The sequence below is a fragment of the Blautia sp. LMAG:89 genome (genome assembly GCF_008679485.1).
In the GTDB taxonomy this organism is placed as follows: Bacteria; Bacillota; Clostridia; order Lachnospirales; family Lachnospiraceae; genus Blautia_A; species Blautia_A fusiformis.
The window spans coordinates 232,032-256,377 of the sequence record NZ_NANC01000007.1 but is presented as its reverse complement, the minus strand read 5'-3'; the positions used below and the strand labels follow the sequence as shown (position 1 = coordinate 256,377).

Genomic DNA, 24,346 nt, shown 5'->3' with positions numbered 1-24,346 from the left:
GGTCCGACCTTAAACCGATAGGAGGTAGATACTATGGCTGGTAAGGGAATCCCTGAATTGTTGAATTACAAGCAGAAGGGTAAAGACTTGAATGAATTCATCAAGGTTCCGTTGTCGGAAAAGCTGGCATACTGTTTTGGTGATCCGGCACTGACCTTGATGTATACCATGACTACAACTCTGCTGATTTATTTTTATACCAACGTTGTTGGAATATCAGCAGGTGCGGTAGGAATGATCATGCTTTTGTCCCGTGTTTTTGATGGATTTTCCGATGTGCTGATGGGAACTATTATCGACCGGACTCATTCCAAGTATGGAAAAGCTAGGATCTGGATCTTAAGACTTGCGGTTCCTTATGCGCTGGCAGCGGTGCTTTTGTTCACCATGCCGCCAATGGGAAATATGGGAAAGATCATCTATGCTTTTGTTACCTATAATATCATGAATACGGTTGTATACACTGCTATCAGCCAGCCATTCCATGCACTGGGATCTCTGATGAGCCGTGACCGTCGTGAACGTGATGTGATCTGTAACATCCGCATGGTATTGTCGATCACAGCAAGTATGATCATTACTGCGTTCACACTGCCGCTGATCAATATCGTAGCGAATATTACCGGCAATCAGCAGATGGCCTGGATCCTGGTAACTGCCGGCTATGCGATCATTTCTGTCGGTGTACTTGTGAATACTTATATGGTCTGTACAGAGCGTGTTTCTGCAGCAAAACAGGAAAAGGAAGATATTCCTTTTGTGGAAGCATTTAAAGCAACCGTTACCAACCGGTATTTCCTTATCGCTCTGGGGCTGATGATTTTTTATACCGCATATCAGATCATTATCGGAACGGACCTTACCTATTACTGCCAGTATGTACTCGGAAATGTAGACCTCGTCATGCCTCTTTCCGCAGCTGAGAAACTGGCAACTGTGGCAGGAATTGCCCTTCTGCCGAAGGTGCTTCCCCGCTATGGAAAAAGAAATCTCATCTGTGCCGGCTGCATCCTGGGTGTTGCAGGACAGCTGCTGTTCCTGATGAATATTACCAGTGTTTCGCTTGGTGTTGTAACCTGTATCATGAGAGGTATCGGAATCGCCCCATTCTATGGTGTGCAGTATTCTCTTCCAAGCGATGCAATTGAGTATGGCCAGTGGAAAACAGGCAAGCGTGTGGAGGGCCTGATGTTCTCATCTATGAGCATGGGCCAGAAGGCCGGTTCCGGACTGACTTCTGCTATTATGGGCGGGATTCTTTCGGCGGCATACTTTGACGGAACAAAGGCGACAGCGGCAGAGCAGTCTGCAGAGGCAATCCGCGTGATCAAGGGATTTTATCTGTATGTTCCGATAGCGATCTGGGTAGTGATGTTTGTGATCGCAGCATGCTACCAGCTGGACAAAGTTTATGACAAAATGATGCGTGAACTGATCCAGCGAGAATCGGGAGAGGAAAGCGGCTCTGTGCCGGGCGAGATTCAGTCCATGCCGTTACCGGAAGCTTCCGGAAACCGTATCAATGTGGCAATTGGAAGACTGTATGGCAGCAGTGGAAGAAAGATTGCCGAGGATGTTGCAAAAGCACTGGACTGCAAGGTTTATGATCGTCAGATCATCTGTCTTATGGCAGAAAAGTTCGGTATGGAAAAAGCAGATCTGGAAAGTGTAAGGCAGTATCTGGATTCCTACAATTATGAGGATTCTGAGCTTACATTTTCCCCGTATGGACATTCATCGGCAGGTGCGGCAGCAGATTATACAGGTGTTCAGATGTTTGAGGTGCAGAGCCGGATCATCCGTGAGCTTTCTGAGAGAAGACCAGGTGTATTCCTGGGAAGATGTGCCAACTATGTGCTTCGTGGAGAGCCGCATACATACAGCTTTTTCGTTTATGCAGATGATGCTTACCGGGAAAAAGAGGGCCAGGAATATTATAAAGGCCAGTCTCTTGGAGAACTGAAGAAACGTGATCAGATCCGAAATGAATATTATGAGAAGTTTACCGGAATCCGCAGAGACGATCCCCATTATTACGATATGGTGATCAATGTATCCAAAACAGGTGTAGCCGGAGCGGCCAGCCTGATCCTGGATTATATCCGGAATAAAGAAGAGGAAAAAGGAGGGAATGCATCATGAAGATTGCATTTGACGTAGATGTTCTTGCGAAACAGATGGATATCAACCGTATGGTCCATCAGGTGGCAGACTGGGGATATAAATATATTGAACAGTCTCCGCATCCGAGGATCAATCCGTTCTATAAGCATCCGTTGTTTTCAAAAGAATGTGAACAGGAATACAGACAGGCTCTTAAAGAGACTGGTGTTGAGATTTCGTCCTTTATCGTGGTGTATCGCTGGTCTGGTCCGACGGAGGAACAGAGACAGTTTGCAGTTGCAAACTGGAAACGGATGATCCAGATCGCCGGAGATATGGGAGTGAAGGTTATCAATACAGAGCTTTCGGGTGATCCGAACCAGCAGGAGATCTGCAATGGAATGTGGTTTAGATCCATGGAGGAATTGCTTCCGCTGATCGAGCGTGAGGGTATCCGTGTGGAGATCCAGTCTCATCCTTATGATTTCTGTGAGCTGAATAATGAGACCTGTGATATGGTGAAATCCTTCCGTTCTCCAAACCTTGGTTATGTGTATTCTTCTCCTCACGGCTTCTTCTATGATGAGGGCAAAGGAGATGTGCGGTCCATGCTGAAATATGCGGGAGATGAACTGACCCATGTACTTTTTGCGGATACCTTTAACCAGACCATGGACTGCAGATATATTTTAAATCCGCCGTGGCTGAATGGCCGTGGAAAAGCGGATGTGACGGTGCATCAGCATCTTGCAATGGGTGAGGGTGATGTGGATTTTGATGGTATTTTTGAAACATTGAGAGAAATGGATTTTGCCAGCAAGCAGCTGAAACCGGATGCACCGAAAGCCGGCGGCGATAACATTGCCTGCGTTTCCATGTTTGGTTTTCCGGAAAAGATGGATAAGCAGGCCCCGGAAGCAAGAGAGCGGATTGAGAGAGAACTGCTGGGGAAATGATCGGGTGATTGCGGCAGATCAGAAAGAAAACTGTAATAAATGAGCAGCTGACAGTACGCAGAACGGTGAATAAGACTGATAAAATAATGAATGTGTGCAGAAACACGGTTTCCAGGATGAAAGTTTCATTGTGGAAACCGTGTTTTTTGATGTCTTTCTTTACAAAAAAACTTTACATATATCAACCAACTGTCTTGTCACATGTAAAGGACTGTGGTATTATGTGTAAGATGTTTTGAAAAAAGTTACATGATAATAAAAAAGCAGATCAGAAGCATCTGCATAATAAAGACTAGTACAGCGAAAATTAAGTTTCTGCTATATTGACGCAGCAGATGAAGAAATCAGACAAGTCAATATGGCGGTTACTTAATATTCGCTGTACTAGAAAGCAAAAGCAGGAACTCAAAAAAGAAATCCTGCAGGAAAGGTGAAAGATAATGACAGTTGCAGAAGAAATCCAGAAATTAAAAAAAGAAAAAGATGCTATCATCCTTGCACACTACTACGTACGTCCTGAAGTGCAGGATGTAGCTGACTATATAGGAGATTCCTTTTATCTCAGCAAGATCGCAGCCAGCGCGAAAGAGAAGACGATCGTGTTCTGTGGAGTAGGATTTATGGGAGAGAGCGCCAAGATCTTAAGTCCGGATAAAACTGTTCTGATGCCTGCCATGGATGCAGACTGTCCGATGGCTCATATGGCAACAGAAGAAGGTATCCGCAAGGTGCGAGAGGAATATGACGATGTGGCAGTTGTCTGTTACATTAATTCCACAGCAGCATTGAAGGAGCTTTCTGATGTATGTGTTACCTCCGCAAATGCAGTAAAGATCGTAAAAGCGCTTCCGAACAAAAACATCTTTTTTATCCCGGACAGAAATCTTGCACATTTTATTGCAGAACAGGTTCCTGAGAAGAACTTTATTTATAACGAAGGTTTCTGTATTGTCCATGAATTTATGGATCCGGAAGAAGTAAAAGCAGCAAAAGAAGCGCACCCGGATGCACTGGTTCTGGCACATCCGGAATGTCCTCAGACAGTTCTGAAACAGGCTGATTACATCGGAAGCACATCCGGAATCATTAAATATGCACAGGAAAGTGACAATAAAGAGTTTATCATCTGCACAGAATGTGGCGTTCAGTACAAGCTGGAAACTACCTGCCCGGATAAAAAATTCTACTTCACAGAAACCGTACCGGTCTGCAAAAACATGAAAAAAGTATTTCTGGAAAAAGTTCTCCACGTTCTGAAAACCGGGGAGAATGAGGTTCATGTAACAGACGAGACACGTGAAAACGCGAAGAGACCGCTGGAGCGGATGCTGGAACTGGCAAAATAAATAAAACACATTTGTATAAAAGATTTGTCTGAGTTGGCTGAAAAGAGAAATCAAGACAGAGAGGCGAAAAGCAATGAGAATTAAAACAGACGTAGTGATCGTGGGAACAGGTGTTGCAGGTATGTTCAGTGCCTTGAAGCTTCCGCGGGACAAAAAGATCGTGATCATCACAAAAGAGGATATGAGGAGTAGTGATTCTTTCCTGGCGCAGGGGGGAATCTGTGTGCTTCGTGATGAAAACGATTACGACAGCTATTTTGAAGACACCATGAAGGCAGGACATTACGAAAACAGAAAAGAGTCAGTAGACATTATGATCCGAGGCTCCAGAGATATCATTAAGGATCTTGTCGGATATGGCGTGGATTTCAAGATGGATGGAGATGATTTTGCCTATACAAGAGAAGGTGCACATTCCAGACCGAGGATCCTTTATCATGAGGATATCACAGGAAAAGAAATTTCCGAAAAACTGCTCCAGCAGGTTCTGAAGCTTGAAAATGTAACAATTCTGGAATATACTACCATGCAAGATATTCTTGTGGAAAATGGCAAATGTACAGGCCTGAAGGCAGTTTCCGCAGAAGCGAACAGGGCACGTCTTGAAGCTATGGAAGCCGGAAAAGCAGTGAAAACCCAGGAAGAGATCCAGCCGGGCGGAGAGATCCAGGTAGAGATTTATGCACAGGATACGATCCTGGCCAGCGGCGGGATCGGAGGAAGATATGAGCATTCCACCAACTATCCGCATCTTACAGGGGATGCCCTTGATATTGCAAAAAAACACAATGTACGTCTGGAACATCTGGATTATGTGCAGATCCATCCGACAACGCTGTATTCCAAGAAACCGGGCCGTAGATTCCTGATCTCAGAATCGGTCCGCGGAGAAGGTGCAGTACTTTATAACAGCAAAAAAGAGCGTTTTGTCAATGAACTTCTTCCAAGAGATGTAGTAACAAATGCGATCCGGGAAGAAATGAAAAAAGAAGGAACAGACCATGTATGGCTATCCATGGAAAATATTGATAAAGATACGATCCTGAATCATTTTCCGAATATTTATCAGAGATGCCTGGAAGAAGGCTATGATGTGACAAAAGAATGCATCCCTGTTGTTCCTGCTCAGCATTATTTCATGGGCGGTATCTGGGTGGATTCTGACAGCAAGACCAGCATGGATCAGCTTTATGCAGTGGGAGAAACCAGCTGCAACGGTGTACATGGCGCGAACAGACTGGCAAGTAATTCCCTGCTGGAGAGCCTTGTATTTGCAAAACGTGCAGCCAAAGCAATCTCAGCAGAAAAGAAAAGTGCTGCAGGTGCGGCATAAATGCAGCCGGAATATAAATATCCGTATTATGAAAGACAGGAGCAGCCTTGCTTTGGAGAACAGGGCTGCTGTGATAATTAAGAAAGAGAAGGGATTGTAAAATGAATAAGATCACAATGACACTTCAGGTAGATCACCTGATCCTGGAGGCTTTAAAGGAAGATATTTCAAGTGAAGACGTTACCACAAACTCTGTTATGAAAGAAGCAGTTCCTGGAGAGGTAGATCTGATCTGTAAAGAGGATGGAATCATTGCGGGACTGGAAATCTTCAGCCGTGTATTTACGCTTCTGGATGCTGACACAAAAGTGGAGCTGTTCTGCAAGGACGGCGATGAAGTAAAAAAAGGTCAGAAAATGGGAAAAGTTACAGGAGATATCCGGGTGCTTCTTTCCGGCGAGCGTGTGGCACTGAATTATCTTCAGAGAATGAGCGGGATCGCAACCTATACACATTCGGTTGCGTCACTTCTTGAAGGAACAGGGATCACATTGCTGGATACCAGAAAAACGACGCCGAATATGCGTATTTTTGAGAAATATGCTGTTCGTGTAGGCGGCGGACAGAACCACAGATATAATCTTTCAGATGGAGTTCTTTTGAAAGACAATCACATCGGAGCAGCAGGAAGCGTTGCGAATGCTGTAAAAATGGCGCAGGAGTACGCTCCTTTTGTCCGCAAGATCGAAGTTGAGGTAGAAACTCTTGATCAGGTAAAAGAGGCTGTTGAGGCCGGCGCAGATATCATCATGCTTGATAACATGACTCCGGAGATGATGAAAGAGGCGGTGCAGCTGATCGATGGAAGAGCAAAAACTGAATGTTCCGGAAATGTTACAAAAGAAAACATTGCAAAGATCAGGGATGTTGGTGTAGACTATGTATCAAGTGGTGCATTAACGCATTCTGCACCGATCCTTGATATTTCGCTTAAGAATCTTCATCCGCTTTCCTGAAAAATGCAGGATTTTACAGAATACCGAGTGCTGTGACAGGAAATACCCGAATATCAGAAAAGAAGCGTGAATTGCCGGAAGCAGAGGCATAGCAGGTGATGTCGGGCCGGGTTGGAGATATCGCGAGAATGAAGGAGAGAGGTATCGGAATAAAAAGTACAGGCACAGCCAGGAAAGGGGAACTTAAATGACTGGTTCAGAACGCAGGACAGCGATCATGGATCAAATTAAAAACAGTGAACGGCCGGTCTCAGGAAGTGCTCTGGCCAGAACATTTCAGGTCAGCAGACAGGTGATCGTGCAGGATATTGCGCTGATACGCGCGGAGGGGAATGACGTGATCTCCACCAACAGAGGATATATTTTTACTGCTCCCCATACTGTGAGCCGGATATTCAAGGTGCATCATACAGATGCGGATCTGGAGAACGAGCTCTGCGGGATTGTGGATCTCGGCGGAAAAGTGATCAATGTAATGGTGAATCACAGAGTTTACGGGCATATCGAGGCAGAACTGAATATCAGCTCCAGGCGCCAGGTTGAGAATTTTATGGAGGATATCCGAAGCGGCAAGTCCAGTCCTCTGAAGAATATCACATCGGATTATCATTATCATAAAGTAGAAGCAGAATCCGAGGAAATCCTGGATATGATCCAGGATATGCTGAAACGACGAGGATTTCTGATCGAAGCAGAATAGCAGAAGTCAGATACAAAAAGAAAAGATATACAGAATGAGAAAATTCTGTTAATATGAAATATAGTGATCACGAAGATAAGAGAAGGAATCCTGCATGGCAGGGTTCCTTCTTGCACCCTGCGGAAATGTGCACCTTGTGGAAATGTGCAGACAGGGAAAACAGGATGCAGATATGAGGGTGAGAAAAAATACGGCTTGATATGCATGGAGGGGGAAATGGATTATCAGAGTATGTTTACATTTATGCTGGAGATGGCAGGAACTATTGCGTTTGCTGCTTCCGGAGCTATGGTGGGGGCGCAGAGAGGAATGGATATTTTCGGGGTCTGCGTTCTTGGAGTGGTGACTGCAGTGGGCGGAGGAGCTACCAGGGATATTATCCTGGGAATCGTGCCGCCGGGAATGTTTCAGGATCCGCTGTATACCATTGTGGCAACCGTGACGTCCTGTATTGTATTTGCAGTAATGTACTGGAAGCAGGAGCTGCTGGAAGGCGGGAACCGGCTGGTCTATGATAAGGTGATGCTGGTGATGGATACGGTTGGCCTTGGTGTGTTTACTGTCATGGGGGTTGATAAGGGGATTTCCCAGGGGTATATGGAAAGAACATTTTTTCTTGTATTTCTTGGGACTGTCACAGGAGTTGGAGGCGGCCTGATCCGTGATATGATGGCAGGAGTACCGCCATATATTTTTGTGCGCCATATTTATGCCTGTGCGTCTATTGTAGGGGCCATTGCCTGTGTTTGGATATACAGGCTGTGGGGCGGAGTGCCGGCCATGGTGATCGGAACGGTAGTAGTGATCCTGATCCGGTACCTGGCGGCACATTACCGGTGGAATCTGCCGAGACTGAGAAGAGAATAAAAAAAGATATGAAAAGCTCCGGAACATTTAAGGAATAATGTTCCGGAGCTTTTTGGCTTTTATTTGGTTTATATTGCGTAGAAGATTTTATCTGTTCCTCTCATAAGAGAATCATGCGTCTGTATCCTGCAGAGCCAGGAAGCCTTCCTCGCCGGTACGGATCTTGACAACGTTTTCGATATCGTAAACGAAGACTTTACCATCACCGATCTGACCGGTATGAAGAACTTCTTTTGCAGTATCAATAACCTTCTGAACCGGTACAAGACTTACAACGATCTCGATCTTAACCTTCGGACGGAGATTCATGTCGACTTCAACACCACGATAGTAGGTTGGAGCACCCTTCTGAACACCACAGCCCATAACGTTTGTGATAGTGATACCGGTTACGCCGATCTCGTTCATAGCCTGCATAAACTCATCCAGCTTGTTCTGACGTGTGATGATAACAACCTTTGTCAGTTTGTGTACGCCGTCTGCAGGAATTTCAGGAACAGATTCAGCAGGAGCAGAAGGAGCATGTTTTACAACAGGGGCTTTTACGGAAGTTCCCATTGGAGTCGGAGCCTTTGTCATGGTATCCTGTACAAAGAATCCATCGTAAGCACTTGCGAGGCCATGCTCTTTCATATCCAGACCTGCGATCTCTTCCTCAGCGGAAACACGAAGTCCGATCGTGTGTTTGATTACCTGGAAGATAATTGTCATAGTAACAGCAACCCATGCGATGGTGATAACCATACCAATAAACTGAACACCGAAGCCATGGAAACCACCGCCTGTGAGAAGACCCTTCCACTCGGTACCTGCACCGTCGGAGAAAAGACCGACAGCAAGAGTTCCGAAAGCACCGTTAAGACCGTGAACGCCAACAGCACCAACCGGGTCATCAATTTTGAGAACTTTATCAACAAATTCAATACCAAATACTACAATGAATCCGGAGAGGATTCCGATGATAGCTGCAGATGTAGGAGATACGGTATCACAGCCTGCTGTGATGGCTACCAGTCCTGCAAGAGAACCGTTCAGGGACATGGAAACATCCGGTTTTTTATAGCGGATCCATGTGATCAGCATAACTGTTACAGTAGCAACAGCAGCTGCAAGGTTTGTTGTTACAAAGATCTTTCCGGCGCTTACAATGGCATCGCCTTCCATGCTGACAGTAGATGCACCGTTGAAACCGAACCAGCAGAACCAGAGAATGAATACACCAAGTGCACCAACTGTAAGGTTATGTCCCGGGATCGCTCTGGATTTACCGGATTTGGAATATTTTCCGATACGAGGTCCGAGGATGATGGCACCGATCAGTGCAGCAACACCACCAACCATGTGAACGGCACAGGAACCTGCGAAATCATGAAATCCCATCTGGCTGATAAAGCCGCCGCCCCAGATCCAGTGACCGGATACCGGATATACAACGAGACTGATCAGTAAACTGTAGATACAGTAGGAGATGAATTTAGTACGCTCTGCCATGGCACCGGACACGATGGTAGCAGAAGTAGCACAGAATACAGTCTGGAAGATGAGAAATGCCCAAAAAGGAACTCCATCCGGAAGCATTGCGTTTCCGTAGTTTGCCTCTGAGGCGATTCCGCCGATCTTGCCGAAGAAACCGTTTCCTGCACCGAACATGATGCCAAATCCAACCAGCCAGAAGACCGGTGTACCGATACAGAAGTCCATCAGGTTTTTCATGATGATATTTCCTGCGTTTTTTGCTCTTGTGAATCCTGTTTCGACCATTGCAAATCCAGCCTGCATGAAGAAGACCAGTGCTGCACCGACGAGGACCCAAGTTGTGTTTACTGAAGAATACATAGTAACACTCCCTTTCCCAATTTTTTTCTTTCCTATTATGTATAGAAAGAATTTTTGTAATACCGGACAAAAAAAACAGACAGAATTTATCCAGTATCAGTATAACGAAAAAGCGCAGGAGAGAGGAAATTCTCTTCCGCGCCTTTACGAAATCAAAATTAGTATATGTAAAACAGGAGATATCTGTATCGTGTGATTAATGGATGAGGAAATCGATAATGAATTATGAAGTAGAGTTCATAAGGGATATCCCCTGTATTTACCGTATGAAATTGTTATCTGATATCCGTGATCAGATGGAGAATAACAGCTCGTCGTAGGTCGGATAAGGAAGTAACTCATCCGGGATTAGAGCCTCTGCCTCATCTGCAGATTTTCTTAAAGTTTCCATGTCTTCCAGAACAGTTTCCTGATAAGCCTTGGAGCATGCAAGTACATCGTCAGAAGAAGCAAGAGCTTTTGCTGTATCTGCTTTCAGAGTTTCCAGATCTTTTGCCATGGTGTCTGCAAGTGTACTCAGTTTGGAGATCAGAGCAGCTTCACTTGCTACAGAAATATCAGCTACTACGGATTTCTTTGCAGCTGCAGTATCTGCAAGCTTTTCAACATATGTATATACAGAAGGAATTACCTGCTTCTGGATCATCTCAGCCAGAGTGTTGGACTCGATGTTGATGGTCTTGTAATAGTTCTCAAGCCAGATCTCGTAACGGGAGAAAAGCTCTTCCTTTGTAAAAATGCCATGCTTTGTAAACAGCGCAATGTTCTTCTCAGCAATGAAATGCGGAAGTGCATCCGGAGTTGTTTTCAGATTGTAGAGACCACGTTTCTCAGCTTCTTCAACCCATTCGTCTGTATATCCGTTTCCGTTAAAGATGATGCGTTTATGCTCTTCAATGGTCTTTTTAAGAAGTGCATGTACTGCGCTTTCCATTTCTTCTTCCGGAACATCCTTAAGAGCTGCGCTGAATTCTGCAAGAACCTCTGCAACAGCGGTATTCAGTACGATGTTCGGGTTTGCGACAGATGCTGCAGAACCAAGCATACGGAACTCAAATTTGTTTCCGGTAAATGCAAATGGTGAAGTACGGTTTCTGTCTGTGGTATCCTTTATGAAGTGCGGAAGTACCTTTGCTCCGATATCCATCTGTACCGCATGCTTATTGCTGAAGAAGGTATCGTTTTCAATAGATTTCAGTACGTCTGTCAGCTCATCTCCAAGGAAGATGGATACGATTGCAGGCGGTGCCTCGTTTGCTCCAAGACGATGATCATTTCCGGCGCTTGCAACGGATACGCGGAGAAGATCAGCATAATCGTCAACGGCTTTGATGACAGCTACCAGGAATACCAGGAACTGTGTATTTTCTGCCGGTGTTTTTCCTGGATCAAGAAGGTTTACACCTGTGTCTGTGCTCATGGACCAGTTGTTGTGTTTACCGCTTCCGTTGATTCCCTCAAATGGTTTCTCGTGAAGGAGGCAGACCATGTTGTGCTTGTCGGCAACCTTCTTCATGATCTCCATGGTCAGCTGGTTGTGGTCAACAGCAACATTTGTGGTATCAAATACAGGAGCCAGTTCGTGCTGTGCAGGAGCAACCTCGTTATGTTTTGTTTTGGCTGGAATGCCAAGCTTCCAAAGTTCTTCGTCAAGATCATGCATGTAAGCAGCAACGCGAGGCTTCAGGGCTCCGAAGTAATGATCTTCCATTTCCTGTCCTTTTGGTGCAGAAGCGCCCAGAAGAGTACGGCCGCAGAAGATCAGGTCTTTTCTCTTTTTGTAAAGATCCTTGTCAACCAGGAAGTATTCCTGCTCAGGTCCTACGGTTGTGTCGATGTGACGAACCTCTTTGTTTCCGAGGAGGTGAAGAATACGAACCGCTTCTTTGTTCAGAACATCCATGGAACGAAGAAGAGGAGTTTTCTTATCCAGTGCCTCTCCGCTGTAGGAACAGAATGCAGTAGGAATGTAAAGAGTTTTATCTTTAATGAATGCAGGTGAAGTAGGATCCCATGCTGTATATCCTCTTGCTTCAAAAGTAGCACGAAGTCCGCCTGACGGGAAGCTGGATGCATCCGGCTCACCTTTTACCAGCTCTTTGCCGGAGAAATCCATGATCACCTGTCCGTCACCTGTAGGGGAGATGAAGCTGTCATGCTTCTCAGCAGTTACGTTTGTCATCGGCTGGAACCAGTGTGTGTAATGTGTCGCACCGTTTTCAGTAGCCCATTCTTTCATTGCAACTGCTACGGAATTTGCAACGTCCAGTTCCAGATGAGTTCCGTTTTCAATTGTTTTCTTTAATGCTTTGTACATGTCCTTTGGCAGTTTGCTTCGCATCACTTTGTCATTGAATACAAGGCTGCCATACATTTCAGGGATACTCTGTGCCATATAGGTACACTCCTTTCGATTTCACTCATTCATTATAATTTTTAATTATTTTATAAGGACCGCTGCCGGAAGAACCGGGTATAAACGGACCGGAAAACAAAAAAAGCGCTTCAGATACCTGCCGTATCCAAAGCGCCTTTGCTTTATGTGTTGCAGTATACACCAAAATAAAATATTGTCAAGAGCTTTTTTGAAAAAATCTAAAAAATTGACCAGGGCGATCGGACTGTCGGAAAATAGGCAGGGTTGACAAATCTTGTCCTTTTATTATAATCTGATATCGTAGTTATACAGTCGAAAAGTCAGCGATCGCTATAAGTGATCGAGGCAAAAGAAGCTTTTTGACCAGTGACAAAGATGTACAATACGGAAAGAACAGATGGAGGAAAATATGTCAGGAGTAAAGGAAGAATGTGGCGTATTCGGGATTTATGATCTGGATGGAGGGAATATTGCACCATCTATTTATTATGGTCTTACCTCGCTGCAGCACAGGGGACAGGAGTCCTGCGGAATGGCCGTTTCAAGGACGGACGGAGAAAGAGGAAACGTACAGTTCCATAAAGATCTCGGACTGGTAAGCGAAGTTTTGCGAAAAGATGTTGTACATAATATGAATGGTGATATCGGAATCGGACATGTTCGTTATTCCACCACCGGAGAATCTGTCGCAGAGAATGCACAGCCGCTGGTACTTTCTTATATCAAAGGAAGTCTGGCACTTGCGCACAACGGAAATCTGGTTAATACAGAAGCTCTGAAATGGGAGTTGATCCAGACAGGCGCAATTTTCCATACAACTACCGACTCAGAGGTTATCGCGTTCCATATCGCAAGAGAACGTGTGCATTCTGCCACTGTAGAGGAAGCAGTACATAAAACCGTAGAGAAGATCCGCGGAGGATATGCTCTTGTGATCATGAGCCCCCGGAAGCTGATCGGTGCCCGTGATCCTTACGGACTGAAACCCCTCTGTCTTGGAAAAAGAGATAATGCCTATGTCCTTGCATCTGAAAGCTGCGCGCTGACATCTGTAGGAGCGGAATTTATCCGTGATATTGAACCGGGTGAGATCGTCACGATCACCAAGAACGGACTGAAATCCAGTAAACTGACTGAGAAGAAAAAGCATGCTCATTGTGTTTTTGAATATATTTATTTTGCAAGACTGGATAGCACCATGGATGGCGTGAAAATCTATGATGCAAGGATCCGTGGAGGAAAATCTCTTGCAAAATCCTATCCAGTAGAAGCGGACCTGGTGACCGGTGTACCGGAATCCGGACTTCCGGCAGCAAAAGGCTATTCTGAGGAATCCGGAATCCCGTTTGGCTTTGCGTTCTATAAAAACAGTTACATTGGAAGAACTTTTATCAAGCCTACACAGCAGGAGAGAGAGTCCAGTGTCCATCTGAAGCTGAGCGTTCTGGAATCCGTAGTGAAGGGGAAGAGAATCGTTCTGGTGGATGATTCCATTGTCCGCGGAACTACCATTGCCAATCTGATCCACATGCTGAAAGAAGCAGGAGCAAAAGAAGTCCATGTACGTATCAGCTCCCCGCCATTTTTACATCCCTGTTATTTTGGTACCGATGTGCCGTCCAATGACCAGCTCATCGCAGCACAGCACAGCACGGAAGAAATCCGTAAGATGATCGGTGCGGACTCCCTGGGTTATATGCAGATCGATTATCTGGAAGGCATGGCAGGTGGACTTCCGCTGTGTAAAGCATGTTTTGATGGCAATTATCCGATGGAAATACCGGCAGAAATCAAACAGGATTAATGAACTATGTGGAATTAATCTCACAGTAAAAAATAATGGATTGAAAAACGAAAATGTAAAAACTGCACAATAAATATATAAAAAACCCGGATTTTGTCATATAAAATCCGGGTTTTTATAGAAAGACTCTTAAAAACGATAAAAAACATCAACTTGACAAATCTGACAATATGAGACATAATGTGGGACAACCAGATGAAAAAGGCCGCTGGTCTGGAATATACGGGAAAACAGCAAGACCGAAAAAAGGCCGGTTTTTTGCCGAGATAAAAGAAAGGATGATATTTATGTCTAAAAAAATTAGATTGAATGCGACAGAGGATGTTAAAGAATTTGTTAAGGCTGCAAGTAAATGTGATTTTGATGTAGATATTTCATATAACAGAATTTTAATTGATGCAAAATCTATTCTTGGAATCCTCAGCATGGATCTGACCAGAGTTCTTACAGTAACCTGTCATGGCGAGGATCATGAGTTTGATCGTTTCCTTCAGAAATATGCAGTTGCCTGACAGACAGTGCAGAGACAGACAAGATATGAAAGACATAAAAAGAAAAGGCAGACGTGACTGCAGAGACAGGAGATCAGTTTGAAATCCTCAGCAGGCGTCTGTTTTTTCTTTACATCCATTTCATAGGAAGAAATTCCGCAGACTATATGAAAAATCAGTTATTGACAAATAAAAAAAAATAGTTTATAGTAAACCATATTTTATATGAAAGATAACTGACAAAGGCGTCAGGAACGGATACCACAGGGGAATTCTCACCCCTTGAAATCTGTTCCGGACGCCTTTTTGTTGTGGGACACAAAATGGAGGAGGAAATCGAAGATGGCAGTAAAGTATGTTTTTGTAACAGGTGGAGTTGTTTCCGGTCTGGGAAAAGGAATTACCGCAGCGTCTCTTGGGCGCCTTCTGAAAGCCAGAGGGTATCAGGTGACCATGCAGAAATTTGATCCCTACATTAATATTGACCCGGGAACTATGAATCCCATTCAGCATGGAGAGGTTTTTGTAACGGATGACGGTACAGAGACTGACCTTGACCTTGGACATTATGAGCGTTTCATTGATGAAAGCCTTGACAAAAATTCCAATGTGACAACCGGTAAGATTTACTGGTCTGTTCTTCAGAAAGAGCGTCATGGTGATTTCGGCGGAGGTACCGTTCAGGTGATCCCGCATATTACCAATGAGATCAAGAGCCGTTTTTACAGAGCAAAATCCGCAGACGAAGACAGAATTGCGATCATCGAGGTTGGTGGTACAGTCGGTGATATTGAGAGCCAGCCGTTCCTGGAATCCATCCGTCAGTTCCAGCATGATGTGGGACATGACAATGCGATCCTTATCCATGTAACTCTGATCCCGTATCTCCGTGCTTCCGGAGAGATGAAGACCAAACCCACCCAGGCCAGTGTAAAAGAGCTTCAGGGAATGGGAATCCAGCCGGATGTCCTGGTATGCAGAAGTGAGTATCCTCTTACCGAGGATATCCGTGGAAAGATCGCCCTGTTCTGTAATGTGCCTGTAAGCAATGTGCTTCAGAATCTGGATGTGGAATATTTATATGAAGCTCCTCTTGCAATGGAGAGAGAAAAGCTTGCAGACGTAGTACTGCAGAGCTTAAGACTGGAGAATCGCAAACCAGATCTTACAGACTGGGAAAATATGGTAGAAAATCTCCGCCACCCGGATAAAACAGTAAAGATCGCCATGGTTGGTAAATATACACAGCTTCATGATGCATACTTGAGTGTTGTGGAAGCACTGAAGCATGGCGGGATCTCTTGCCGTGCAAAGGTTGATATCACCTGGGTGGACTCCGAAGAACTCAATGAAAAAAATCTGGATCAGACTCTCCATTCTGTAGATGGAATCCTGGTTCCGGGAGGATTCGGAAACCGTGGTACGGAAGGAATGATCCTTGCGGCACAGTATGCAAGAGTTCATAAGATCCCATACCTTGGGATCTGCCTGGGAATGCAGATGGCTATTGTGGAATTTGCCCGCCATGTGCTTGGATATGAAGATGCCAACAGTATTGAGCTGGCACCGGAAACAACACATCCGGTCATTGCCCTGATGCCGGATCAGGAGGATGTGGAAGATCTTGGAGGAACTCTTCGTCTTGGAAGCTATCCGTGTGTGCTTGCAGAAGGCTCCAGATCCTATGAGCTTTTTGGAAAGAAAGAGATCCAGGAACGTCACAGACATCGTTATGAGGTAAACAACGCATTCCGTAAGGAACTGGACGAAAAGGGAATGTCCATTGTAGGAACATCCCCGGATGCTCACATTGTTGAGATGATCGAAATTGCCGGACATCCGTTCTTTGTGGGAACACAGGGACATCCGGAATTTAAATCCAGGCCAAATCATGCACATCCACTGTTCCGTGGATTTGTGCAGGCGGCAGTTGATAAAAAGACGGCAGAAGAAGCTGCAATGAAAGGATGAGAAAAATGAGAGAAGTAGCAAATCAGCAGCAGGGCCTCTACCGCCCTGAATTTGAACATGATAACTGCGGTATCGGAGCCGTTGTTAATATAAAAGGAAAGAAAACACATGATACAGTTGCCAATGCTCTTAAGATCGTAGAGAATCTTGAGCATCGTGCTGGTAAGGATGCAGAAGGAAAAACCGGTGATGGTGTCGGTATCCTTCTTCAGATCTCCCACAAATTTTTTAAGAAGGTCTGTAAAAAAGAAGGCTTTGATATCGGCGGAGAGAGAGAATACGGTGTAGCCCAGCTCTTTTTCCCACAGCAGGAGATCAAACGTGCCCAGGCAAAGAAGATGTTCGAGATCATCGTGGAAAAAGAGGGTCTGGAGCTTCTTGGATGGCGTACAGTACCGGTCTTCCCGGAGGTTCTCGGTCATAAAGCGAAAGAGTGCATGCCGTGCATCATGCAGGCATTTGTTAAAAAGCCGGAGGATGTGGAAAAAGGTCTTGCTTTTGACCGTATGCTTTACATCGCACGTCGTGAATTTGAACAGAGTAATGATAATACTTACGTGGTTTCCATGAACAGCCGTACCATCGTATACAAAGGTATGTTCCTGGTAGGACAGCTCCGTACCTTCTTTGGCGATCTTCAGAGCCAGGATTACGAGTCTGCCATTGCAGTGGTACATTCCCGTTTCAGTACCAACACGAATCCAAGCTGGGAGAGAGCACATCCGAACCGTTTCATCGTACATAACGGTGAGATCAACACGATCCGCGGAAATGCCGATAAAATGCTTGCGCGTGAGGAAAATATGGAGTCTCCGTATCTGAAGGATGAGCTTCACAAGGTTCTTCCTGTAGTTAACCGCAATGGTTCTGACTCCGCAATGCTTGACAATACCCTGGAATTCCTGGTTATGAGTGGAATGGATCTTCCACTTGCAGTGATGATCACGATTCCGGAGCCATGGGCAAACAACGATACGATTTCTCAGGAGAAGAGAGATTTTTATCAGTACTATGCGACTATGATGGAGCCATGGGACGGCCCTGCTTCCATTCTGTTCTCAGATGGTGATGTGATGGGAGCGGTTCTTGACAGAAACGGTCTTCGTCCATCCAGATACTATATCACATCTGATGGCTATATGATCCTTTCCTCCGAGGTTGGTGTTCTTCCTGTGGATGAGGAGAAGATCGTATTAAAAGAACGTCTTCATCCGGGAAAAATGCTTCTGGTTGATACCGTTCAGGGTCGTGTCATTGACGACAATGAGCTCAAAGAAAAATATGCGAAAAAACAGCCTTATGGTGAGTGGCTGGACAGCAATCTGGTACAGCTTCGTGATATCAAGATCCCGAATCAGAGAGTTGTCGAATACACTCCGGAGGAGAGAGCACGCCTTCAGAAAGCCTTCGGATATACTTATGAGCAGTACCGTACTTCGATCCGAAACATGGCATTAAACGGCGCAGAAAGCATCGGAGCCATGGGACATGATACTCCCCTTGCAGTATTTTCCAAGGAACATTATCCGTTGTTCGATTACTTCAAGCAGCTTTTTGCACAGGTAACAAACCCGCCGATCGATGCGATCCGTGAGGAAATCGTTACTTCTACAAGTGTATATGTAGGAAAAGACGGAAACCTTCTGATCCAGAAGCCGGAGAACTGTCAGGTGCTGAAGATCAACAATCCGATCCTGACCAACACCGATATGCTGAAGATCAAGAATATGAAAAAGGACGGCTTCAAGGTTGTGACTATTTCCACATTATATTATAAGAGCACAAAGCTTGAACGTGCCATTGACCGTCTGTTCGTAGAGGTAGACAAAGCCTTCCGTGAGGGAGCAAACATCCTGGTCCTTTCTGACCGCGGTGTGGATGAGAACCATATGCCGATCCCGTCCCTGCTGGCGGTTTCCGCAGTACATCAGCATCTTGTAAAAACAAAGAAGAGCACTTCCCTTGCCCTGATCCTGGAGTCCGGTGAGCCGAGAGAGGTACATCATTTCGCAACACTCCTCGGATATGGTGCAAGTGCAGTCAATCCGTATCTGGCACTGGATACGATCCATGAGCTGATCGATACACATATGTTGGATAAGGACTATTACGCAGCCGTTGATGATTACAATCATGCAGTGATCAGCGGTATCGTAAAGATCGCTTCCAAGATGGGTATTTCCACTATCCAGTCCTATCAGGGATCTCAGATCTTTGAGGCAATCGGAATTTCCCAGGATGTGATCGATCGTTACTTTACAGGAACCGTAAGTCGTGTAGGCGGAATCACACTGGAAGATATCGAGGATAATGTAGAAAAACTTCATTCTGAGGCATTTGATCCCCTTGGACTTGCCACAGATCTTACTCTGGACAGCGTAGGTGCCCATAAGATGAGAAGCCAGGGTGAGGAGCACAAATATAATCCGCGTACCATCCATCTTCTCCAGCAGTCCACAAAACAGGGCAGCTATGAGATGTTCAAGGAATATACAAAGCTGGTAGACGACGAAGGCCATGGAAACTTAAGAGGACTTCTGGACTTCAAATTTGCAAAAGAGCCCCTTCCTATTGATCAGGTAGAGAGTGTTGATGAGATCGTAAAACGATTTAAGACAGGTGCCATGTCCTATGGTTCCATTTCCCAGGAAGCACATGAGACACTGGCTATCGCCATGAACCATCTCCATGGAAAATCCAATACCGGTGAGGGTGGTGAAAGCGATGAGCGTCTGGATTCCGCAGGAACAGACAATGACCGCTGCTCTGCGATCAAACAGGTAGCCAGCGGACGTTTCGGCGTTACCAGCCGTTATCTGGTTTCCGCAAGAGAGATCCAGATCAAGATGGCACAGGGTGCAAAGCCGGGTGAGGGCGGACATCTTCCTGCAAAGAAGGTATATCCGTGGATCGCAAAAACCCGTCATTCCACACCGGGAGTCAGCCTGATCTCTCCGCCGCCACATCATGATATCTATTCTATCGAGGATCTGGCAGAATTGATTTATGACCTGAAAAACGCCAATAAATATGCGGATATTTCCGTAAAGCTGGTTTCTGAGGCGGGTGTTGGTACGGTTGCAGCTGGTGTTGCAAAGGCCGGTGCACAGACTGTTCTGATCTCCGGATATGACGGAGGTACAGGAGCAGCGCCAAGAAGCTCTATCCATAATGCAGGACTTCCATGGGAGCTTGGACTTGCAGAAACACACCAGACGCTGATCATGAACGGACTTCGTAACCGTGTACGTATCGAGACAGACGGTAAGCTGATGAGCGGCCGTGACGTTGCCATTGCAGCACTTCTCGGTGCAGAGGAATTCGGTTTTGCAACAGCGCCACTTGTAACGATGGGCTGCGTGATGATGAGAGTCTGCAATCTGGATACCTGCCCGGTAGGTGTGGCTACACAGAACCCGGAGCTGCGTAAGAGATTCCGCGGAAAACCGGAGTATGTGGAGAACTTCATGCGCTTTATTGCACAGGAGCTGAGAGAGTACATGGCACGCCTTGGTGTTGCCACCATCGATGAGATGGTAGGTCGTACAGACCTTCTTACAGTTTCTGACAGTGTGCAGGAGCCGCATAAGGGTAAGGTTGACTTAAGTGCCATCCTGAATAACCCATATGCAGGAAAGGGCAAAGTAACCTTTGATCCGAAGGCTGTATACAATTTCAATCTTGAGAAAACTCTGGATGAAAAAGTTCTGGTCAAGAAATGTGCACCGGCGATCCAGAAGGGTGAGAAAGTTTCTGTTGATGTAAACGTTACCAATACAGACCGTGCATTTGGTACCATCCTCGGATCTGAGATCACAAGAAATCATAAAAATGGACTTCCGGAGGATACGGTAACTGTAAACTGTACAGGTGCAGGCGGACAGAGCTTCGGTGCCTTTATCCCGAAAGGACTGACATTGAAACTGACCGGTGACAGCAACGACTACTTCGGAAAAGGTCTTTCTGGTGGAAAGCTGATCGTTAAGGTTCCAGAGAAGGCCGGATACAAGGCTGAAGAGAACATCATCGTCGGAAACGTGGCACTCTATGGTGCGACCAGCGGAACTGCATTTATCAACGGTGTTGCCGGTGAGCGTTTTGCAGTACGTAACTCCGGTGCGGTTGCAGTTGTTGAGGGTGTTGGCGAGCATGGCTGCGAGTACATGACAGGCGGCCGTGTGGTAGTTCTTGGAAAAACAGGAAAGAACTTTGCAGCAGGTATGAGCGGCGGTATCGCTTATGTCCTTGATGTGGATAACGTTCTTTACAAGAACCTCAATAAAGCAATGATCTCCATTGAAAAAGTGGAGAACAAATATGATAAAAAAGAGCTTCGTGATCTTATCGAGGCTCATGTGGAAGCAACAGGCTCTGAGATCGGTAAGAAGGTGCTGGCTGATTTTGATTCCTATCTGCCTCACTTCAAAAAACTCATTCCGGATGAGTACAAGAGAATGATCACATTAAGTGCAAAGCTGGAAGAAAAAGGTCTGACCAGCCAGCAGGCACAGATGGAAGCGTTCTATGAGAGCATCGGCGTGAAACATTAAGGAGGATGAGGAAATGGGAAAGCCAACTGGATTTTTAGATTATGAAAGAGAAACGGCAAAGGTTCTGCCGCCAAAGGAACGTATTCAGAATTTCAACGAATTTCGTATTCCATTAAATAAAGAAAAACAGAAACTTCAGGGAGCACGCTGCATGGCCTGCGGCGTCCCCTTCTGCCAGTCAGGTATGATGATCGGCGGAATGGCTTCCGGCTGCCCGCTGCACAACCTGGTTCCTGAGACAAATGACCTTGTGTACACAGGAAACTGGAAGCAGGCATTCCTTCGTTTAAACAAGACACACAGCTTTCCGGAGTTTACATCCAGAGTGTGTCCAGCACTTTGCGAAGCTGCATGTACCTGTAACCTGAACGGAGATCCGGTCAGCACAAAGGAGAATGAGAAAGCGATCATCGAGACAGCCTATGCAGAAGGATGGGTAAAACCGCAGATCCCGCCTGTCCGCACAGGAAAGACGATCGCAGTCATCGGAAGTGGTCCTTCCGGACTGGCAGCAGCACAGCAGCTGAATCGCCGTGGCCACAGCGTAACCGTATTTGAGAGAAACGACCGTATCGGAGGACTTCTCCGCTACGGCATTCCGAACATGAAGCTGGAGAAAAAGATCATTGACCGCAGACTGAAGCTGATGGAAGAGGAAGGCGTGAAATTTGTTACCAATATCAATGTTGGTGTTGACATCACTGCAGAACAGCTTCTGAAGGATTATGACCGTGTCCTTCTTTGCTGTGGAGCTTCTCATCCGAGAGATATCAAGGTTCCGGGAAGAGATGCCAAGGGAATTTACTTTGCAGTGGATTTCCTGAAGCAGGTAACAAAAAGTCTTCTGGATACAGATTTTGCAAAATTCCCATATGAGCTTGCAAAGGGCAAAAATGTTCTGGTCATTGGCGGTGGTGATACCGGTAATGACTGCGTGGGAACATCCATCCGTCTGGGGGCGAAATCTGTAACACAGCTTGAGATGATGCCGCAGCCTCCTGCAGCAAGAACTCCTTCCAATCCATGGCCGGAGTGGCCGAAGGTCCTGAAAACCGATTACGGCCAGGAAGAGGCTATTGCAGTATTCGGCCATGATCCTCGGATCTATCAGACAACCGTTACCGAGTTTATCAAGGACAAAAAAGGAAATGTCTGCAAGGCCAAGATCGTAAAACTGAAGAGCGTAAAGGATGAAAAGACCGGAAGATTCAATATGGTACCGGTTGAGGGCAGTGAGGAAGTGATCCCTGCAGATGTGGTCCTTATTGCAGCCGGCTTCCTTGGCAGCGAGAAATATGTGACAGATGCCTTCCGTGTAGCGCTTACACCAAGAACTAATGTGGAAACAAAACCGGAGCAGTATGCAACAAGCGTAGATCGTGTGTTCACAGCAGGTGATATGCATCGTGGACAGTCCCTTGTCGTATGGGCGATCCATGAGGGACGTGAGGCTGCGAAAGCAGTGGACGAATCACTGATGAGCTATTCATATTTACAGTAAAATAACAGATACCAGGGGCAAAAGGTCAAAAAAACTGTTCGTGTTTCCGCGATAAAGCTTTTGAACTTTTGCCCCTTTTAAAAAATGGTTGACAAAGAATTGACCGATTGCTATAATTACGTCCATGAACAAGGGTGTTCTTCAGGAGCGGAAGCTCTCTGAAGTGCACCCTTTTTCTGATTTTGAGGGTAATTATTTTGTGTGATGAGGAAATAAAGGAGAGAATACTATGGGGAATTATACCAGAGAAGAGATTCTTGCAATGGCAGAGGAGGAAGACGTAGAGTTCATCCGCCTCCAGTTTACAGATATGTTTGGAACTCTGAAAAATATTGCGATCACAGCAAGAGAGCTTCCAAGAGCCCTGGATAACCAGTGCGTTGTATATGGCTCTCATATTGCGGGCATTGTGGGAGAAAAGGAGCCGGATCTGATCCTGTATCCGGATTATAATACTTTTTCAATTCTTCCATGGCGTCCTCAGCAGGGAAAGGTTGCAAGATTGATCTGTGATATGCGCCGTGCAGACGGATCAGAGCATGAGATGAGCTCCAGATATATTCTGAAAAAAACAGCACAGGCAGCAGAGGAGGCAGGGTATACCTGTTATGTTGACCCGGAATGCGAGTTTTTCCTGTTTCATATTGATGATAACGGAATGCCTACAACGGTTTCTCACGAAAAGGCCGGATATCTGGACGTAAGTCCGGTGGACTTAGGCGAAAATGCAAGACGTGACATGGTACTGACTCTTGAGGATATGGGATTTGAGGTGGAATCCTCTCATCATGAGACAGCACCTGCACAGCATGAGATCGCCCTTCATTACGGGGAAGCACGTGAGATGGCAGACGAAGTTATAACCTTTAAGATGGCAGTAAGAACTGTAGCCAAACGTCATGGACTTCATGCGACATTTATGCCGAAGCCAAGACGGGAAGTAAACGGTTCAGCCATGCATATCCATTTTTCACTGTTTAAAAATGGAAAAAATATTTTCGTGGATCCGGAGGATCCGTCCAGATTAAGTGAAGAGGCATACTATTTTATCGGAGGTCTTCTGGCTCACAGCCGTGAGATGACTCTGATCACCAATCCGCTTGTAAATTCCTATAAACGTCTTGTACCTGGATTTGATGCGCCTACAGAGCTGACCTGGACGAGAAATAACCAGAATTCACTGGTAAGGATCCCGAGAGTCAATGGTGCTGATACCAGGATCGAGCTTCGAAGCCCGGATGCTGCATCCAATCCATACCTTGTTTTTGCGGTATGCCTGGCAGCGGGCCTGGATGGAATCCAGAAGAAGATCTATCCTACAAAAGCTTCTGACCGTTCTCTTTCCGAGTCGGATCAGAAGGAACAGGGTATCGAGAATTTACCGGAGAACCTGCGGGAAGCGATCACACTGTTTGAGGACAGCAGCTGGATGAAGGAAATCCTTGGAGAAGCTTTCTGCAAACAGTATGCGCAGGCCAAGAGAAAAGAGTGGCTGCGTTATTCCCAGGAGATTTCCGACTGGGAGATCGAGGAGTATCTGTATCGGATCTGATGA

General features: G+C 45.8%; 15 protein-coding genes. 13 read left to right on the top strand and 2 right to left on the bottom strand.

The window, feature by feature from the left end; genetic code table 11:
* The first annotated feature begins 33 nt into the window (after nucleotides 1-33).
* From CCC70_RS10900 to CCC70_RS10870, 7 genes are all read left to right on the top strand, one after another.
* Nucleotides 34-2,142, top strand: coding sequence for a cytidylate kinase family protein (locus CCC70_RS10900; RefSeq protein ID WP_270436785.1), 2,109 nt, complete (start codon nucleotides 34-36; stop codon nucleotides 2,140-2,142).
* Complete coding sequence (locus CCC70_RS10895) at nucleotides 2,139-3,059, top strand: sugar phosphate isomerase/epimerase family protein (RefSeq protein ID WP_015525733.1); 921 nt, start codon at nucleotides 2,139-2,141, stop codon at nucleotides 3,057-3,059. Before CCC70_RS10900 ends, CCC70_RS10895 begins: the two co-directional genes overlap by 4 nt.
* Nucleotides 3,060-3,499: 440 nt before the next feature.
* A complete protein-coding gene (nadA, locus tag CCC70_RS10890) occupies nucleotides 3,500-4,405 on the top strand; it encodes a quinolinate synthase NadA (protein ID WP_021651119.1) in 906 nt (301 codons plus the stop codon).
* Nucleotides 4,406-4,478: 73 nt separating this feature from the next.
* Nucleotides 4,479-5,738 carry an FAD-binding protein gene (locus CCC70_RS10885; RefSeq protein ID WP_278603686.1) on the top strand — a complete coding sequence of 420 codons (1,260 nt, stop codon included), beginning with the start codon at nucleotides 4,479-4,481 and terminating at the stop codon, nucleotides 5,736-5,738.
* Between the two features lie 101 nt (nucleotides 5,739-5,839).
* Nucleotides 5,840-6,694 (top strand): carboxylating nicotinate-nucleotide diphosphorylase, encoded by an 855-nt coding sequence (gene nadC, locus CCC70_RS10880; RefSeq protein ID WP_059086301.1) that lies wholly within the window; start codon nucleotides 5,840-5,842, stop codon nucleotides 6,692-6,694.
* Between the two features lie 187 nt (nucleotides 6,695-6,881).
* Complete coding sequence (locus CCC70_RS10875) at nucleotides 6,882-7,394, top strand: transcription repressor NadR (protein ID WP_021651124.1); 513 nt, start codon at nucleotides 6,882-6,884, stop codon at nucleotides 7,392-7,394.
* A gap of 216 nt (nucleotides 7,395-7,610) precedes the next feature.
* Nucleotides 7,611-8,261, top strand: a complete 651-nt coding sequence (locus CCC70_RS10870; protein WP_022426741.1) for a trimeric intracellular cation channel family protein — start codon at nucleotides 7,611-7,613, stop codon at nucleotides 8,259-8,261.
* Nucleotides 8,262-8,372: 111 nt separating this feature from the next.
* Here CCC70_RS10870 and CCC70_RS10865 read toward each other — a convergent pair whose 3' ends face one another.
* On the bottom strand, nucleotides 8,373-10,097 hold the full coding sequence (locus CCC70_RS10865; RefSeq protein WP_022426742.1) for an ammonium transporter: 1,725 nt from the start codon (nucleotides 10,095-10,097) through the stop codon (nucleotides 8,373-8,375).
* Nucleotides 10,098-10,389: 292 nt separating this feature from the next.
* Nucleotides 10,390-12,492: a glutamine synthetase III family protein gene (locus CCC70_RS10860; RefSeq protein ID WP_278603690.1), complete on the bottom strand. Its 2,103-nt coding sequence runs from the start codon at nucleotides 12,490-12,492 to the stop codon at nucleotides 10,390-10,392.
* 391 nt (nucleotides 12,493-12,883) lie between these two features.
* On the opposite strand from CCC70_RS10860, the gene purF reads away from it, so the two are divergent.
* The 6 genes from purF (at nucleotide 12,884) to glnA (ending at nucleotide 24,343) form a co-directional block, all read left to right on the top strand.
* Nucleotides 12,884-14,278: an amidophosphoribosyltransferase gene (purF, locus tag CCC70_RS10855; protein ID WP_015525743.1), complete on the top strand. Its 1,395-nt coding sequence runs from the start codon at nucleotides 12,884-12,886 to the stop codon at nucleotides 14,276-14,278.
* Nucleotides 14,279-14,565: 287 nt separating this feature from the next.
* Entirely contained in the window at nucleotides 14,566-14,790 is a 225-nt protein-coding gene (locus CCC70_RS10850; RefSeq protein WP_022426744.1) for an HPr family phosphocarrier protein, read from the top strand.
* 321 nt (nucleotides 14,791-15,111) lie between these two features.
* Nucleotides 15,112-16,740 (top strand): CTP synthase, encoded by a 1,629-nt coding sequence (locus CCC70_RS10845; RefSeq protein ID WP_022426745.1) that lies wholly within the window; start codon nucleotides 15,112-15,114, stop codon nucleotides 16,738-16,740.
* Entirely contained in the window at nucleotides 16,737-21,290 is a 4,554-nt protein-coding gene (gene gltB, locus CCC70_RS10840) for a glutamate synthase large subunit (RefSeq protein ID WP_287084829.1), read from the top strand. Before CCC70_RS10845 ends, gltB begins: the two co-directional genes overlap by 4 nt.
* A gap of 13 nt (nucleotides 21,291-21,303) precedes the next feature.
* Nucleotides 21,304-22,791, top strand: coding sequence for a glutamate synthase subunit beta (locus CCC70_RS10835; protein ID WP_173759092.1), 1,488 nt, complete (start codon nucleotides 21,304-21,306; stop codon nucleotides 22,789-22,791).
* 229 nt (nucleotides 22,792-23,020) lie between these two features.
* Nucleotides 23,021-24,343, top strand: a complete 1,323-nt coding sequence (glnA, locus tag CCC70_RS10830; protein WP_278603693.1) for a type I glutamate--ammonia ligase — start codon at nucleotides 23,021-23,023, stop codon at nucleotides 24,341-24,343.
* Nucleotides 24,344-24,346 lie beyond the last annotated feature (3 nt).